Below are 17,659 nucleotides of genomic sequence, written 5' to 3' on the forward strand. Positions count from 1 at the left end.
CCCTTGCCCCCTGCCCCTTTTCCTCTTCGCTGACTCCTAAATTCTGCTGCATCTTCCATTGCCTACATTAATCGTAACAAAACTACTGCGGCTGCTAGTGCACTGATGTAGTAATATCCCTAAATTGTAAGTAATGACAAGTAAATATGGTCTGTAGTTGTTTATTTTATAACAGCTTACTTTAGATAAAAATTTTAGTGGTTGTTACAAATAACACAAATATTTCAGTCCTATTCAATCAAAATACGACAGACCAAGGTATTGATACTACAAATTATACATCGTTGATCGAACACAAGCTAAATTAATCTGCAATCTCATTAATAAAAATTATTTTAGCCAACTGCGGGAAACCGCACGAGTCAAAAATACGTCCAATGTGCAAGGATAAACCAATGCAAATATACTACAATGTATGAATTTTTTGTAAAGTTCTCGAATTAAGTGTTCTTACATAATATGATATTAAGCATTAGACATTAATCAAAAATTGCATCAGTAGTCGGATAAAACTTAATTAACCAAGAAAAATGGAAACCCGTTAAATTAGGAATAAAGTTATGAATTATCTTGTTTTACTGTCAGTACAATATAAAGCAATATAGGTTAAAATCGCGCCCTATGAAACTAGGGTATGTGTGCAGAGGATAAATTTGGAGCAGTTTACTCAAATGTATACGGTGAGTGAATATACCAGGTAATATTTTGGGTTTCAAACATTAGTTTACTTCAACTCTTGAACAATCTCAATACAGAAGCGTTAGCTGACAATCAAAGCAAATATTACTATCGCGAAATAAATTGCTGTAGTAATAGTGGTAAAATGCTGAGAAAAATCTGCTGTAAACAGTCTTGTTCTTTAATAATATTTGTATATATATGGCAATGGAATCATTACCCAACTTTGAAGAGATAGATATTCAGAAATACTTAGAAGTTCTTCAACGGCGTTGGCTACCTCTAGTCGGAATTTTTGGCATATCTGTTACTCTGGGATGCTTGTATGCATTTTCACTGAAACCCTTTTACAGGGCAGAAGGAAGTTTGATGATTAAGACAAATCGCTCTTCCTCACTCACGGGTTTACCGCAAGACATAGGACGTCTGGAAGCTTTGAATGTGAACGACAATCCCCTGGAAACTCAGGTGAGAATTGTTGGTTCAAATCCAGTAATTGAGAAAACAATTAATTCCCTCAAACTCAAAAATAGTGAAGGCAAGCCACTCTCAATACCTGACTTAGCACAACAAATAAAAATAGAAGGAATCAAAGGCACTGATATTGTACAACTTTCTTCCAAAGGCAATGATCCTGAACTGGCTGCCAAAATCGTCAATGAAGTTATCGACAGTTATATCGACCTAAATATCAAGGCTAATCAGAATGAAGCACTGACAGCCAAAGAGGTTTTGATAACGGAAGTACCCACAGCCGAGGGAATTGTCAGAAGAGCCGAATCAGAACTGCGGATATTTAAAGAAAAGAATAAAGTTGTTGTCCTAGAACAAGAATCAGCCGCAGCAGTCGATACGATTTCCCAATTAGGAAACCAAATTTCTCAAGCTCAAGCGCAACTAGAAGATGTCAAAGGTCGTTTAGGAAAATTACGCAGTCAAGCTCAGGTAGATTCATCGCAAGGTGTAATCGACTCTGAAGTCAGTCAAGCGCCTGGAGTTCAGAAAGTGCTTGCCCAACTCCAAGAAGCAGAAAGTCAACTGGTACTAGAGCGGATTCGTTTTGTATCTGGACACCCGACAATTACTAGCTTAGAAGAAAAAGTTGTAGCTCTTAAAAGCTTGCTAAAAGAGCGCACTGGACAAATAGCTGGTGGAACGCAGATAACACAAGGAAGTTTACAGGTTGGGCAACTGCGGCAAAGCCTAATTCTAGATATTACTCGTGCTGAGGCACAACATGTTGGTCTAGAGAGACAAATTGCCACACTCCTACGACAGCAGAGTGCTTACATCAAACGAGCCAATAATTTGCCAAGACTAGAACAGAATCAACGAGAGCTAGAACGGAAGCTGAAAGCGGCTCAAACGACTTATGAAACGCTTTTAAATAAACGCCAAGAAATTGATATTGCACAGAACCAAAAGATTGCTAATGCTCGTGTTATTTCCTATGCTTTAATCCCCGATAAACCAGAAGGACCTCGCAAAGCCCTGTTCATTATTGGTGGAGGTGCAGTTGGTCTTTTCTTAGGTATCATCGCTGCCTTTAGTTTAGACTTGATAGACCGCTCGGTGAAGACAGTCAAAGAAGCCAAAGAAGTATTGAAATACACAGTTTTGGCAGTGATTCCGACACAAATTAGAAATGGTAAAGATCATCCTCCCATAGCAGGACTTGATAGACCTGTTCCCAAAATTATTGGCAGAGATATTCCTTACTTCCCTCTTGGTGACGCATACCAAATACTACAAGTAAATTTGAAATTCCTCTGTTTTGATAAACCGCTAAAAAGCATTGTAGTCACAAGTTCCGTTGCCAAAGAAGGAAAATCTGACGTATCTGCAAATTTAGCTGTAACTATGGCTCAGGCGGGACGGCGGGTGTTGTTAGTGGATGCAGATATGCGTCATCCCATACAGCATCATATCTGGGGGTTAACAAATGCAGTGGGGTTAAGCAATGTCATTGTTGGTCAAGTTTCTTTAGATGTAGCGATACAAGAAGTTATGCCTAACCTGGATGTTCTTCCTTCTGGAGTTTTACCTCCTAATCCGGTGGCAATGCTAGATTCTCAACGCATGGCAACATTGATTAGTAACTTTAGTAGAGATTATGACTTTATCATTTTTGATACGCCACCTGTGTCAGGAATAGCAGATGCTGCTGTTTTGAGTACCCTCACTGACGGTATCTTATTAGTCGTTCGTCCTGGAGTAGTTGACTTGAACAGTGCAAATGCAGCTAAAGAGTTTTTAACTCAGTCAGGTCAGAAGGTTTTAGGGTTAGTCATCAATGGTGTGAATATTAAAAATGAACCTAATAATTATTTTTATTCCACCAAAGAACGAAATAGACGAGAAATTGAACAAGATTTAGTATCTAGCAGCTTAACAAAATATTCCAAAGAAGGTTAAGTTCTCCGATAAATTCCGAAAGCGAGCTTCACTACAACCATCTAAATCCAATTTTTTGACTGTAGGACTAAACTAATGACATTAAGCAACAATCTAAAGCAATTCGTAAAATCAAATACTCCATTAGCTAAATGGAAAGGCTCTCTTTCTACAAAGGCAATAATTCTCAAAAATCATGTAAAAAACTATGATATATATCGGCAAATTTTATCTCCTCAACAGAGTAATGAATTACTTACCAATCTTATTAAAGATACTAAACCTTTTATGATTAGTCGGTTTGGTAGTACAGAAGCTTATTGTGTACATGAATATCTAAAAGGAGGTTACAAGGGATCTATATTTGAGTCAATGTCTAATGATTCTGGGTTTTTTCCAGCAGATAAAAAACATCTAGATCGATTTAGTGAACTTTTTATAGAATCATCAAAATCTATAGATGCTTTGGGAGTATGGTTTCAAATTGGAGAACCGGAAATTATCAGAAATTCTTGCCGAAAAGCTTCTTTTGTGGAATTAAAGACACTTGAACCTTATTATCACAACGAACCTTGGAGCAAGAATCTTGAGGGGAAAAAGGTTTTGGTCATTCATCCTTTTGCAGAAACAATTTCATTACAATATAAAAATCATAGAAAGTTACTTTTTGAAAACCAAAATATTCTGCCTGAATTTGAATTAATTACCTTCAAAGCAGTTCAGTCTCTCGCTGGAACTCAAACCCAGTTCAATACTTGGTTCGATGCTTATGATTGGATGTGTAACCAGATTAAAGAGCAAGATTTTGACATAGCCATTATAGGATGTGGTGCTTATGGACTTCCATTAGCTGCTTATGTTAAATCTCTGGGTAAACAGGCTGTCCATCTTGGGGGAGCAACTCAAATTCTTTTTGGAATTAAAGGCAACCGTTGGGATAAGAGTCCGTTTTTTCAGTCTCTTTATAATGAATACTGGGTCAGATGTAGACCTGATGATGTCCCTACAAATCCATCAAAATATCCAGCTTATTGGTAATTATAGGCTGTAAAAAATATCTCCGTTTTTTATTCTCTACCGAGGCATCTTTAGATGGATAATAAAATTAAAACCTCTTGTTTAATTAATAATTACAATTACGCTGAATTTCTCTCTGAGGCACTTGATAGTGCTTTAAATCAAACAGTTAAATTTGATGAAATTATTGTTGTTGATGACGCATCCACAGATAATTCTGCCGAAGTTATCGCTAAATTTACTCAAGTAGCTAATGTTAAATCTATCTTGAAAGAAAAAAACCAAGGACAATTATCATCCTTCAACGAAGGGTTTTTAGCTGCAACTGGTGACATCATATTTTTTTTAGATGCCGATGATATTTATGAACCTCAATATTTAGAAACCACCCTAAATTTTTATAATAGACGTAGGGAATGTGATTTTGTATTTTGTGCGTATAAAAAATTTGGAGCGGTGGAAGAAACATTTCAAAGCGATGCAGTTGATTTAGATTTGGGTTATTCAGTAATCAGAACTTTATATAGTGGTGAATGGATTGGCTCGATAACTTCAACATTATCAATACGTAGAGAAATAGTCAGCAAGTTTTTACCTATTCCATATATGGAAGATTGGCGTGTAAGGGCTGATGACTGTTTGGTATGGGGAGCTTCTTTGGTAGGAGCTAAAAAGTTTTATATGTCCAAACCTTTAGTGAAGTACAGAATACATCAAAGTAATCAATATCATAACAAGAAGTTTTTGGACGCGAACAATAATTATGAATACAAAAGATTCTGGAAACGCAATTCCTTATTTAATTACATCCTGCAAAAAAATAATTTTACTTTACCGTTATTATTGGCTTTTACATCCCTCAATGAATTAAAAACAATTCCATGTCCAAAAGTTGAAGATTTTATTTCATATTGGAAAATAATATTTTTGTTTGAACGTAATTTTTTTTGGAAAATCAAAGGAATGGTTTTATTGTTTAGCTATTTTTTGAAAAACTTGATTACTGGTAAATTAAAAATAATGTAGAAGCCTGGATAAATGTACGTCATTTTGTACCTTAAAAAATAAAAAAATGCCCGATAGAGCTTGATAGAGAATGCCACATAATTAACTACTAAAAGTAATGTTAAGTAAATTAAAATTTCAAACCTTATCAAAATTTAAATCTCGTTCGGGGCTGCGTGCAATTATTGCCAATACAGGTTGGTTATTTGCTGACCGCATTCTACGTATGGGTGCAAGCTTGGTCATAGGAGTGTGGGTAGCACGCTACTTAGGAGTACAGCAGTATGGTCTGTTTAACTATGCTTTAGCTTTTGTGAGCTTATTTAGTCCAATTTTTACTCTAGGGCTGGACGACGTAGTAGTTCGTCATCTTGTCCGTCAATCATCAAACAAAGAGGAAATTTTAGGAACCACTTTTTGGCTAAAATTGCTGGGTGGAATTGCTTCTGTCTTATTGGCAGTTAGCACTATGTTTTTCTTAGGTGACGATGAAACACTGAAGATATGGCTAGTTGCAATTTTAGGGATGGCAGGAATTTTTAGGGCTGCTGATACTATTGAAATATGGTTTCAATCACAGGTGCAGTCAAAATACACTGTAATCGCTAAAAACGCAGCGTTTCTACTAAATAGTGGCATCAAAATCGCCCTAATTTTAACAAAAGCACCATTGTTAGCTTTTGGTTGGATAACATTAGCAGAATATGCGATGAGTGCAATTGGCTTGCTGATTGTTTACCAAGCCAAAGGGTCTTCGTTGTGGTTATGGCGTTGGAGTTTTTCTGCTGCTAAAACTCTTTTGAAAGAGAGTTTACCTCTAATTTTTTCGGGGTTCGCTATCCTGATTTTTATGAAAATAGATCAGGTGATGTTAGGTCAAATGATCGGAAATAATGAGGTTGGAATTTATTCTGCTGCTGTCCGTGTTTCGGAAATTTGGTATTTTATTCCGGGGGCTATTGTTGCTTCTGTTGCTCCGGCAATTTACGCAGCCAAGGAAAAATCAGAAAGTCTTTACTATCAGCGACTAGGGCAATTACTCAGTTTAATGACATGTATATCTTTGGCAATTGCTCTTCCAATGTCATTTCTATCTAACAAGATAATTATGGTGATGTTTGGCAGTGGATATGCAGAAGCAGGGCCAATATTAGCAGTTCATATTTGGACTTCTTTGTTTGTATTTATGGGTCTTGCAACATCACCTTGGTTTATTGCTGAAGGTTTGAACCACGTTTCTTTAGGTAAAACTTTATTTGGGGCGATACTAAACATTGTTCTCAATTTATTCCTGATTCCTAAATATGCCGGATTTGGGGCTGCGATCGCAACAATAATATCTCAAGCTGCTGCGGCTTTTATATGCAACGCCTTTGATTCAAGAACACAAAAAATATTTAAGATTCAGGTGCGATCGCTTATTCCTTTTTACAAAAATTAATAATTTTAACCAAATTAATCAAAGATGCAAACACCAGTAACTTTTATTATTTTCAAGCGCCCACAAACAACAGAGAAAGTTTTTGACGCTATTCGCCAAGCCAAGCCAACAAAACTTTTTGTAATTGCAGATGGCCCCCGCGCTGACCGCGAAGGTGAGGCAGAAAAGTGTGAAGCAACTCGTGCAATTATTGAAAGAGTTGATTGGGACTGCGAAGTTATTAAGAATTATTCTAATATAAACTTAGGTTGTGCAAAACGAGTATCTAGTGGTTTAGATTGGGTATTTAATAATGTTGAAGAAACAATTATTTTAGAAGATGATTGTATCCCTCACCCAACATTTTTCAGATTTAGTGAAGAACTGCTAGAAAAATATAGATATGATACTAGAATCGCCACAATCTCTGCTCAAAATCTTCAATTCGGACGAAAACGCACAAATTACAGTTACTATTTTTCTCGCTATAACCACTGCTGGGGTTGGGCAAGTTGGAGACGTGCTTGGCAACATTATGATTTGACCATCAAACTCTGGAAAGAGGCGCAAGCAGAAAACCTTTTACATGACATTCTTTTAGACCAAAAAGCAGTAAATTATTGGCGAAGAATATTTCATTCTGTTTATAACAATCCTACAGGTATAACCTGGGATTATCAATGGACATTTGCTTGCTGGATGCAGGGTAGCTTAAGCATTATTCCCAATGTCAACTTAATCTCTAATGTTGGTGTTGGTGCAGACGCAACTCATTTCACTTCCAACCAAGAATTTTCGTTCATCAATATGTCAATGCAAGCAATGGAATTTCCCTTAAAACATCCACCGTTTATTGTGAGGAATACAGAAGCAGATAATTTTACGCAGAGAACAGTTTATAAAGCAACTGCATTGGATATTTTTAAAGAGGAAGTTAAGAAAAGATTGAATTACTCAGCGATAAAAAAATAGTGATGAATATGTAGTAAATTAGTAAATTAAATGTAAACGATGAACGTAAAATTAACAGAAAAAATATTAACTATTTTGCTATTACTTATTGCTGTAGGGGCATTAACAATACACCCTGCACAAGAAGTTTCCATGACTACCCTTGGAGGGGATAAGCTAGATACTTTGTTCAATATCGTTTCATATTTAATCCTCTTCTATTTTCTAATTTTATACTGGAAAGGTTTTCTTTATGTAACTACCAAAAGTCCATTACAGTTTTTTTTATTAGCTATAGTTATATTTTCTATCTTGTGGTCAGAAGACCTAACTTCTAGTCTTACTTATATAAAAGGTCTAATCAGAGTATATTTTATTGCAATCTATTTGGCAATGCGTTATTCCCTTAGGGAACAAATGAGGCTAATAGCTTGGGCGCTTGGTGCAGCTGCATTACTATCTATGATATTCTCTGCATTCATTCCAGGTTATATTCACAAATCACATGAATTAGTAGGTATGTGGAGCGGAATTTATGGTCATAAAAATGAATTAGGTTACATGATGAATTGGAGTGCAGGAGTGTTTTTACATCTTGCCCTTAGTAGCTCTCGATATCGCTGGTTGATGTGGGCAATATGTGGGTTATCTATATGTTTAATTATCCTCACACGTTCAACAACATCTTTGGCGATCCTATTAACAATGATATTACTTTTGCCTTTCTACCAATCCCTGAAAAAAACTAATTATAAATTACAAGTTATTACGATTACTTCAGCTTTAATGTTACTCATTATTTTTTCAATGTTAGTAATCAATAATGCCGAAACTGTAATTGGTACTTCTGGTAAAGACCTTACCTTCAATGGACGCTCTGACGTCTGGGAACTAGTGATTTCCAAGGTTTTGGAAAGACCTTGGCTAGGTTATGGATATTATGGATTTTGGACTACTAGTGCCGCTTCTAATCTGAGAGCTACTTATGATTGGGCAAGTAATGCTCACAATGGCTTTTTAGAACTATTGTTAGATTTAGGATTCTTAGGTTTTTTGACTTTTGTAGCAGGGTTTATCCGGTTCTTTGTAATGGCATTGACTCGAATTGTTTCTGTTGCCAAAAAACCGGAAGATTACTGGCCAATGCAGATGCTAATTATCATCATCATAGTAAATTTCTCAGAAGCCAGATTATTAACTCCCGGTTGGAATTGGTTAATGTATGTCACAACCTCTCTATCTCTGACTCTTAGTTTTCAGCGTACACCAATATATAAATAGATAAATACTTTACGTACTTGCATAATTGAAAGGAAAAAAACATGAAAAAGTTAAATTTTGGATGTGGACATAGATTTTCTTCTGGATGGATAAATATAGATTTTAATTCTGAGCATCCTGAAGTAATTGCCCATAACTTACTGCAACCACTTCCATATCCTAAAGATTATTTCGATGTAATTTATAGCAGTCATGTCCTAGAGCATTTCTCTCAGGACACGGGAGAAATACTGGTGAAAGAATGCTATAGAGTTTTAAAACCTCAAGGCATTTTACGCATCGTTGTTCCTGACTTAGAGCGAACCTGCCGTGAATATTTAAGAATTATCGACAGTATTGAAAATCAGGAAGCAAGGAAACAATATGAATGGATTATTATTGAGTTAATTGACCAATTAGTTAGAACCGAACATGGCGGTTTGATGAAAACTTACTGGCGACAAGTACTTGAAAACAATGATGAATCATCCATCAACTATGTAGAAGCAAGAACAGGTGTTAAAATCAAAGAAGAGATAGCAACTAATAATACTGATTCTCTATTAGAAAAGCTATTTAGTATTAATCAAAATAAACTCAGAAACAAATTCAAATACCTTTATATTGATATGGTAAAGAGGTTTATACCACATTATGTCCGTAAGTCTCTGATAGATGAAACAACCCTTGGTGAAAAACATAAGTGGATGTATGATAGCTATAGTATGAAAACGCTTTTTGAAAGAGTTGGTTTTTCGGATATTAAATTTTTGGATGCCCATACAAGTGATATTCCAAACTTTGGTAATGAAGTCTTAGATATTAATGCCGATGGAACAGTATATCTACCAGGATCGTTATATTGCGAGGGCATCAAGCCAAACAAATAATCTTGATTCTCTGCGATAGAAAATCAATATCAAGTATGTTTTTTTAAAATTAAATACTACTAATATGAACGTCTTGCTCCTTAGCACCCAAGATGTGGCTGGTGGTGCGGCTCGTGCTGCATATCGCTTGCACAAAGGGTTACAAAATATTGATTTACAATCACAAATGCTGGTGCAAGATAAATCTACTGATGACAAAACAGTAATTGCACCCAAGCTTAGATTATTTCAAGGCATCGCTAAAGCAAAGTTGACATTTGAAACTTTACCTTTAAAGCTTTATTCTCAAAAGCAAGATACTCCATTTTTTATTCAATGGTTGCCAGATAGAGTTATTTCTCAAGTTGCTCAGATTAATCCAGACATAATCAATTTGCATTGGATTAGCGCGGCTTTTATGCAAATAGAAACTCTTGCTAAACTAAAGCGCCCTTTGGTTTGGACAATCCATGATATGTGGGCATTTACTGGAGGATGCAGCTATACTGGAGATTGCGATCGCTATCAAAAATCCTGTGGAAACTGTCCTCAACTGAACAGCAAAAAGGATTGGGATTTATCCCGTTGGGTATGGCAGCGTAAAGCCAAAGCTTTGAAAAATTTAAATCTGACAATTGTTTCGCCAGGTTCTTGGTTAGCCGAATGCGCCAAGTCTAGTTCTCTATTTAAGAATTTGCGAATTGAAGTAATTCCGAATGGGTTGGATACTCAAAAGTATAAACCTGTGCACCAAGGGTTAGCGCGAGAATTACTGAATTTACCTTTAGATAAACAACTCATTCTATTTGGAGCGCTAGATGCAACCAATGACTTTAGAAAAGGTTTTCATTACCTGCAACCAGCACTACAAGAATTAAGCAAATCTGGCTGGAAAGATAAGTTTGAGGTCGTTATTTTCGGTGCATCTCAACCCGAAAATCCACCTGATTTAGGCTTCAAAAGCCACTATTTGGGACACTTATATGATGATATATCTTTAGCAACTGTTTACTCAGCAGCTGATGTGATGCTTGTACCGTCTCTTCAAGAATCTTTTGGACAGACAGCTTCTGAATCACTCGCTTGTGGTACTCCAGTTGTTGCATTTAACTCTACTGGCTTAAAAGATATTGTTGACCATCAACAGAACGGCTATTTGGCTAAACCTTATGAAGTTGAAGATTTTGCCAAAGGAATTACCTGGGTACTTGAAAATGAACAGAGGCTTCAAAAGCTGTCATTCTATGCTCGTGAGAAAGCCGAACAAAAATTCACTCTGGAACTTCAAGCACGTCGTTATTCAGCTTTGTTTCAGGAAATTATTAATGCTAGCAAATAAATCTTCATTCCCTAATTAACTTAGTAAATAAATACTTCATATGTCAATACCTATAGCTTTTATAATTTGTACAGAACCTGGTCGTTTAGAAGGTCAATCTTTGATGCTTGCAGAAAGTATTCGTAAGTTCTGCGGCAAATTAAAAGATACACCTATATATAGTTTTCACCCCAGAGTAGGTGAGCCAATATCAAAGCAAACGCAACAAGCCTTTGAAGCGTTGGAGGTGACTCATCAACAAATTCCTATAAATCAAGAATTTCATGAATATTATTTAGCCAATAAACCTCTGGTTTGTGCCTATGCAGAACAAAATATTGATGCAGAAATATTAGTTTTTTTAGACAGTGATAAATGCTTTTTTTCGGAACCAAAAGAATTTTTATTACCAGTAAATTGTAATGTTCGCATACGTCCTGAGTATGGTCAAGGAATTGGTTCTACAGGTTCGCAAGACCGCCAAGAATGGTACTGGCAAAAACTATATGAAGTGCTGGGGGTAAAGCGTGAATTATTTGTTAACACCCCAATTGGTAATAAAAGAATCAGAGCCTACTGGAATTCTGGTTTAGTTGCGGTGAGAAGAAGTGCAGGTATATTTACAGCTTGGAAAGAGAATTTTGAAACCGTAATGCGTCTTGATATCACTCCTCCTCAAGGCATTTATTTTGTTGAGCAGTCTGTTTTGTCTGTAACTTTGTGTGCCTTGGAAGAAAACGTCGAACATCTTCCTCCTAATTACAGTTATCCACTACCTCTACATAATCGGTTATCAACAGAGCTACAAATTAAACATTGGGATGATATTATCTCTATGCATTACTTCAACTTATTCTTCTATAACGATTGGAATGCCCAAATCAAAAGATTGAAAAAACTTAATATTAATTCAGATAAATATCGATGGTTATGTCAAGAGGTTGTCAGACTCAATATGCCTCGCGTATCAGTCTTGCATCGATATATGTTGGTAGTCAGAAGAATGGAACAAAAACTAAAAAACTTTAATTTAGATATTAACTTGAGTAGTTGGATAGAAAGGATGGCTAAACTTTAAACGTAATCGGGTTATGAAGGTAGACATGTAAAAATGCCGTTATAAATCCATTGTTTATATCGATATTTTCAAAGAAATTATATGAGAGAGATAATTCAGATGAAACAAGCAAACTTAGCCGTAATAATGACCTGCCATAACAGGCGCAATACAACTCTTGCCTGTTTACGTGCTTTATATCAGCAAAAAAATCCTTGTGATGTTTATTTAACTGATGATGGTAGCTCTGATGGAACTGCGGAGGCTATCAAAGCAGAATATCCAGAAGTACAAATTCTTCAAGGGAATGGCAATTTATTCTGGGTGGGAGGAATGCATCTCGCCTTTGGTGAGGCGATAAAAAATCAATATGATTATTATCTGTGGTTGAATGATGACACATTTCTAGAAACCAATGCTTTAAGTAAATTATTGCGGATTCATCAAAATTTGATTGAACAAGGTTATATAGACTCAATTGTAGTTGGTTCAACTAAAGACCCAATGACAGGAAAAGCAACCTATGGAGGAGCAGTAAAATCCAAAAAGTGGTATTCTAATAAATTTGAATTTGTAGAACCAAGTTCGGTTATACAAAAATGCGATGCTATGTATGGTAACTGCGTGCTAATTCCTAAAACTGTTGCTGCTAAAGTTGGCAATATTGATACAACATTTGTTCATAGTTTAGGAGATTTAGATTATGCCCTCAGAGCGCGTAAGTTGGGTTGTCAAATATGGGTAGCTCCTGGATATGTTGGTACTTGTACTAAAAATTCTATCCGCAATAGTTGGGTAGATACCAATTTAAATGTATTAGAACGCTTGAAAAAGGCGTTACAAATTAAAGCATTTCCATTAAAACCCTGGACTATATTTTGTAGCAGACATTCTGGCCCATTCTGGATATTTTACTGGTTCTTACCTTATATCAGAGCAATGATTGGTTACAAGAATTTGGCAACTTCTCCCACATTCGCTGAGGATATCAACCAAACTAACTCCGAAGTTTGATTTTTAACACTATAACTATCTCAATAAACTGCTAATAAATGCAGTTTCTTAAATCTTGAATAACCAACAATCTTTTTATGGGCAAACGCTTACTAATTGTATCAACCCTCGATTCCAGTCAACCATTTGGTGCTTTTACTAGACCTTTTTATCTAGGACAATATCTTACTGAATATTTTGATGTTTTTCAGCTAGGATTAGATTGTTCATCTGTTAATTATGCACCTTCTGTTTCAATTGGTTCAAGAAGCTTAAAGTCATATATTCAAACTATAGAAAAGTGCATCGACGAGTTTTGCCCAGATATTGTGTATGCTCAAGAAACACTACCTGGATTGGCTGCTTTAATTTCACTGAAGCTAAGAAAACATAGTAATTCCTCGCTTGTATTAGATTTTCATACATTTTCAGCGTATGAATACTGGATGCGCTTGTTTTCAGTTGCTAATCCTTTCAAAGAGTTGGCACAATGTATTAAGACGTATATTGCTCAGGGAATTTTGATATTTTCCGGCAGTCCAATTATTGCAGCAGGTGAATCAATTCCTAAATTAATTTCCCAGTGGTATGGTAAAAATCCTGAGCAGATTTATTCCATCGGTAATGGAGTGACTGAAGACTTACTAAATACTGAATCTTTTGCGAATCAAGACCCCTATCAAGCATTCAGACCAGCTAAAATAGCAGTTGTTATTGCTCCCAAAACATTCCAATTTCCAACTAACGATATGTCTGTTGCAATGACTATTGAGGTTGCTAAATATCTTGAAAGTCATCAGCAGAAAGTACATTTTGTTGTCATTGGTAGGGATGGTAGTGATATTTCAGAACCAATACCCTCTAACATTTCTTTTTTAGGCTTTTTACCTAAAAGAGAGGATTTTGTTGCCCATCTTAAATATGCAGATATTGCTTTGCTGCCATTTTCAAAACAAGCGGTAGCAGGCGGTGCTCGCAATAAAGCATTAGATTATTTTGCTAGCAGAAAGTTAGTTATATCTACACCAGAAGGCTTGCGAGGTTTAGAAGAGTTTCGCCATTTAGAACATCTTTTAGTAACAGGATACTCTAGCGAAGAAGTAGCTAATACAGTGCTGGATGCAGCTTCAAACATTGAGAAGTATCAATCACTTGTAGATACAGCATATTCCTTAATTACAGAAAAATATTCCTGGAATGCTAAAGCACAGAACATCGCGGAAATCCTGATGAAAGTAAGTCATTTTTAGTTAGATTTATTTCTAATTGTAAAAAAAATTAACTAAAAAAATAAGTTTTTTAAAATGTTTTAATGTTAGAGTATTGTACTCTGAATGTAGAATAAATTTATGAAAAAGCAATCTTCTTATAAATTTCTTGGTGCTCAAGTGGATGCACTCTCTATCCTTGACTTAAATTTATTGATTGAAGAATCTATTGGGAAAAATGAGAAATGGATTATTGCTAATCACAACTTGCATAGTCTTTATCTCTTCCATAATGATCCAAAAATGCAAGCTTTTTATGCCAAGGCAGAATATACCCATATTGATAGTATGCCTATGGTGTTTATTGGAAAGCTGTTAGGTTTTCCAATAAAGCGGGAACAAAGAGTAACCTATGCTGACTGGGTATGGCCTCTGATGGAGGAAGCAGTTAATAAAGGCTGGCGCGTATTTTATCTAGGTTCAAAACCAGGAGTCGCTGAACAAGGAGCAAGTATTTTGCGCCAGAGATTTCCTGGTTTACAGATTGCTTGCGCTCATGGCTATATTGATAGGGATAAAGATAGTCAAGAAAATCTCTCTACTCTGGCTGCAATTAATGCTTACAAACCTCATGTATTAATGGTGGGGATGGGTATGCCACGCCAAGAGCATTGGATTTCTGAAAATCTTGAATATATTCAGACTAACACTATTTTGACTTGTGGAGCCTGTATCGACTATGTAGCAGGAGTAATACCTACTCCTCCTCGCTGGATGGGAAAGATGGGCTTGGAATGGTTGTATCGGTTATTGAGTGAACCGAGAAGACTTTGGAGCCGTTACTTGGTTGAGCCTTGGTTTCTATGCACATTATTATTACGAGAAATTTGGGATTTTTGTAACCGTTCAGGTGGTGAAAAGGAAAAAGCAAAACCCCTTAGTATAAAACTCAAACCAAAAAAAGCAATCTTGATTATGCAGCAATCAGCAACTCTTTATGAGGAAAATAAATACTAACTTTTGGAAGTAAAGTTCAAATGACATTTAAGAGTTTGCTTGGCGGCTCTGTGAAATCTGTTTTACTGGTACTTAAGGAACTGCTTGCCTAAAAGCTTGGGCAATAGCATTACGAGCAAGTTTAGGTTTCATGTTTTCGTCGAAGGGAAGCGGACGCAGAAATCTATGGAGTTGTGGATTGTCTCTAAAGGTTTTTCCTGGAATCCAGTCGGGATGGCGTATCCAGGTATGACGATCGCTAATTCCCCATGTAATCACAGTATCAACTTTAGCCGCAAAGCACAAGTCAAGATATCGCTTGTAACTGTCAGCTACCATCTGGTCTAGCTTTTTGATACTATCGGGTAGTGGAGTATCAATAATAATATCTAATTCTGTGATTACTGGTTTAACTTCAAGATCATTGAGCCGTTTTAAGACGGATTTAAATCCTTTTTCGTCAAAAGCATAGGCTGTAGAAAACCACAGATGTGACTGGATACCAGCCCCATCTATTTTAACTCCTTTATTTTTCAGATATTCGATCATTTTTAAGAAACGGTCTGATTTCCATGTAGCGCCTTCGATACCAAAATCGTTGAGATAAAATTTCTTGCTGCTATCAACTGAAGCGGCAAATAAAAACAAGTCTCGAATCAATTCTGGTTTTACACCTCTACGTAAACCGTAGGTAGCATTGTCAGTTTCATTTTCATTATCAGCAATAATTTCATTGGCAATATCCCAAGATTTTAAAACTGGGCTATTGCGATAATGCCCCATGACACCTTTAACATGCCGTTCAATCATCTTAAGGGTGGGAGGGTAAGGAACCCAGTCTGGTTTGGCCATGTGCCAGAAAAGGGTATGCCCGTGCAATTCCATTTTATGCTTTCGGCAAAAATCAGCGATCGCATCTGCTGATTCAAAGGTAAATTTTCCTGGCTGTGGTTCAGTGGCATTCCATTTTAATTCACCATTCGGTGTCGCAATGGAACATTCACGAGCAATTAAGTTAGCATAATCTTTCTCTTTGAGCAAAATGTCACTAGAAATTGCTGTGCCATAACGCTTTCCTTTAGCGGCAGCTAGTTGCCGAAGGGGGGTATTCCCACTTATAGAGTTTGCCATAGCAGCATCGATGCTATGATTTTCATTCTGCTTATCCTTTTGTAAAAACCCCGTAGTTAATAAAGCAGAAATGGTTGTGTATCCTGCTCTTTTTAAAAAATTTCTTCGATAAGTCATAAATTGTACTTAATAAAAAATACACTGATTATTATATTACAAAATAACGCTTTTATACTTTTTGAGATAGACTTCTCTCAAAATTAAAAACTGCGGTGTTAGCGATCGCTAACACCGCAGTATTAAAATTACTTGGCAATGAATTTATGCTTTTACTGTAGTTTTGGGTTGTTTACGCTTGTGGAGTGAACTTATACCTAAAGCACCGAATGCCAAGACACCTAACATAGTGGTGGGTTCCGGAACAGATGCAATTTTCTGGCTGAAAGAAGCTTTGAAAGCACTCTCACCAAAACCATTGCCAACACCACCATCCCAAGCATTTTGGGTCAAGAGACTAAAGTCAGATCCGTTGTTGTAAAAAACAAAGTCTCCTCCTGAGTACACGTCTTGAAAGAGAATAGCACCCAATCCTGCTAGACCAGAAGTTCCATCAAAAAAGTTTGACGCGCTCAGAAATGCTACGTACTGCTTACCGGAGGTTAAACCAATTCCGCCTGTGTTAAAAGTGAACTGCTCGAAGCCTGGTGCATTAGTGGTTGATTGAGGTACGCTCTGGTACAAAATAGAACCTGTTGCTTTAGAACCATCCCATTCAGCTACGTAAGCTGCAAAATCTACTACATCTGACTGTCTATCAAAGTCATTCAGGAAGAATGTGAAGTCATTGAGAATATTGTCGCTGCCTACGGTAAATGTCTGCCCGTAAGTGGCGGTGTCAAATTCACCAAACTCTATGATAGAGTCTGTCCCATTCCAGCTTGGTGTTGTATCGATAATTGTCTGTGCCTGAGCAGTTTCCACCACTCCTAAAGCAATCATCACTGCTCCTGTTGCCGCCATTGATAACTTTTTTAAAGCACTTGCATTAGTCATAATATTCTTTCTCTTGAGAATTACAGTTATGCTACTAACCTGTTCTTAACAGACTGCATAATTACGAATTATATTGGTAGCTGTAATCAAAAACAAGTATTATTACTGAAATTAGTTAAAAACTTACACTTGTAATTTCTATATACATTTACAAAAAACTGTAAAAATACTTATTGAATAAGGATTATATACTCAATTTTCATCTGAAAAACTAGATATACATATATAAATATTATGTAAATATACTAGGTTTTTATATAAAAAGAAATACCATAATGTTACGATTATAGGACTTACGCATTGACAGGGAAGACGAAACATGTATGATTTGAAGAACCATATCTGTCGTAGGGGCAATTCATAAATTGC

General features: G+C 36.3%; 14 protein-coding genes. 12 read left to right on the plus strand and 2 right to left on the minus strand.

The features are described 5' to 3' along the window. Positions 1-879 precede the first annotated feature (879 nt). The 12 genes from F8S12_RS02495 (at position 880) to F8S12_RS02550 (ending at position 15,187) form a co-directional block, all read left to right on the plus strand. Complete coding sequence (locus F8S12_RS02495) at positions 880-3,093, plus strand: GumC family protein (RefSeq protein WP_196514644.1); 2,214 nt, start codon at positions 880-882, stop codon at positions 3,091-3,093. A 75-nt stretch (positions 3,094-3,168) separates the two neighbouring features. Continuing rightward, positions 3,169-4,110, plus strand: coding sequence for a hypothetical protein (locus tag F8S12_RS02500; RefSeq protein ID WP_196514645.1), 942 nt, complete (start codon positions 3,169-3,171; stop codon positions 4,108-4,110). A gap of 54 nt (positions 4,111-4,164) precedes the next feature. Then, entirely contained in the window at positions 4,165-5,115 is a 951-nt protein-coding gene (locus F8S12_RS02505; RefSeq protein WP_196514646.1) for a glycosyltransferase family 2 protein, read from the plus strand. 97 nt (positions 5,116-5,212) lie between these two features. Then, positions 5,213-6,535, plus strand: coding sequence for a flippase (locus tag F8S12_RS02510; protein WP_196514647.1), 1,323 nt, complete (start codon positions 5,213-5,215; stop codon positions 6,533-6,535). A 24-nt stretch (positions 6,536-6,559) separates the two neighbouring features. Next, positions 6,560-7,486 (plus strand): glycosyltransferase family 2 protein, encoded by a 927-nt coding sequence (locus tag F8S12_RS02515; protein WP_196514648.1) that lies wholly within the window; start codon positions 6,560-6,562, stop codon positions 7,484-7,486. A 39-nt stretch (positions 7,487-7,525) separates the two neighbouring features. Then, positions 7,526-8,746, plus strand: a complete 1,221-nt coding sequence (locus tag F8S12_RS02520; RefSeq protein WP_196514649.1) for an O-antigen ligase family protein — start codon at positions 7,526-7,528, stop codon at positions 8,744-8,746. Between the two features lie 41 nt (positions 8,747-8,787). Continuing rightward, on the plus strand, positions 8,788-9,615 hold the full coding sequence (locus F8S12_RS02525) for a class I SAM-dependent methyltransferase (protein ID WP_196514650.1): 828 nt from the start codon (positions 8,788-8,790) through the stop codon (positions 9,613-9,615). A 64-nt stretch (positions 9,616-9,679) separates the two neighbouring features. Next, positions 9,680-10,933: a glycosyltransferase family 4 protein gene (locus F8S12_RS02530; protein WP_196514651.1), complete on the plus strand. Its 1,254-nt coding sequence runs from the start codon at positions 9,680-9,682 to the stop codon at positions 10,931-10,933. A 40-nt stretch (positions 10,934-10,973) separates the two neighbouring features. After that, the gene (locus F8S12_RS02535) at positions 10,974-11,990 is read left to right on the plus strand and encodes a hypothetical protein (RefSeq protein ID WP_196514652.1); all 1,017 of its coding nucleotides are present in this window, start codon (positions 10,974-10,976) and stop codon (positions 11,988-11,990) included. 99 nt (positions 11,991-12,089) lie between these two features. Continuing rightward, positions 12,090-12,983, plus strand: a complete 894-nt coding sequence (locus tag F8S12_RS02540; protein WP_196514653.1) for a glycosyltransferase family 2 protein — start codon at positions 12,090-12,092, stop codon at positions 12,981-12,983. A 77-nt stretch (positions 12,984-13,060) separates the two neighbouring features. Beyond that, complete coding sequence (locus F8S12_RS02545) at positions 13,061-14,212, plus strand: glycosyltransferase family 4 protein (RefSeq protein ID WP_196514654.1); 1,152 nt, start codon at positions 13,061-13,063, stop codon at positions 14,210-14,212. A 99-nt stretch (positions 14,213-14,311) separates the two neighbouring features. Further along, positions 14,312-15,187: a WecB/TagA/CpsF family glycosyltransferase gene (locus tag F8S12_RS02550; protein ID WP_196514655.1), complete on the plus strand. Its 876-nt coding sequence runs from the start codon at positions 14,312-14,314 to the stop codon at positions 15,185-15,187. Between the two features lie 72 nt (positions 15,188-15,259). On the opposite strand, the gene F8S12_RS02555 is transcribed toward F8S12_RS02550, so the two are convergent. Both F8S12_RS02555 and F8S12_RS02560 read right to left on the minus strand, forming a co-directional pair. Next, the gene (locus F8S12_RS02555; protein ID WP_196514656.1) at positions 15,260-16,414 is read right to left on the minus strand and encodes an endo-1,4-beta-xylanase; all 1,155 of its coding nucleotides are present in this window, start codon (positions 16,412-16,414) and stop codon (positions 15,260-15,262) included. A gap of 144 nt (positions 16,415-16,558) precedes the next feature. Next, positions 16,559-17,290, minus strand: a complete 732-nt coding sequence (locus F8S12_RS02560) for a PEP-CTERM sorting domain-containing protein (RefSeq protein ID WP_196514657.1) — start codon at positions 17,288-17,290, stop codon at positions 16,559-16,561. Positions 17,291-17,659 lie beyond the last annotated feature (369 nt).

It is taken from the genome of Nostoc sp. WHI, from assembly GCF_015714725.1.
Taxonomy (GTDB): domain Bacteria; phylum Cyanobacteriota; class Cyanobacteriia; order Cyanobacteriales; family Nostocaceae; genus Nostoc.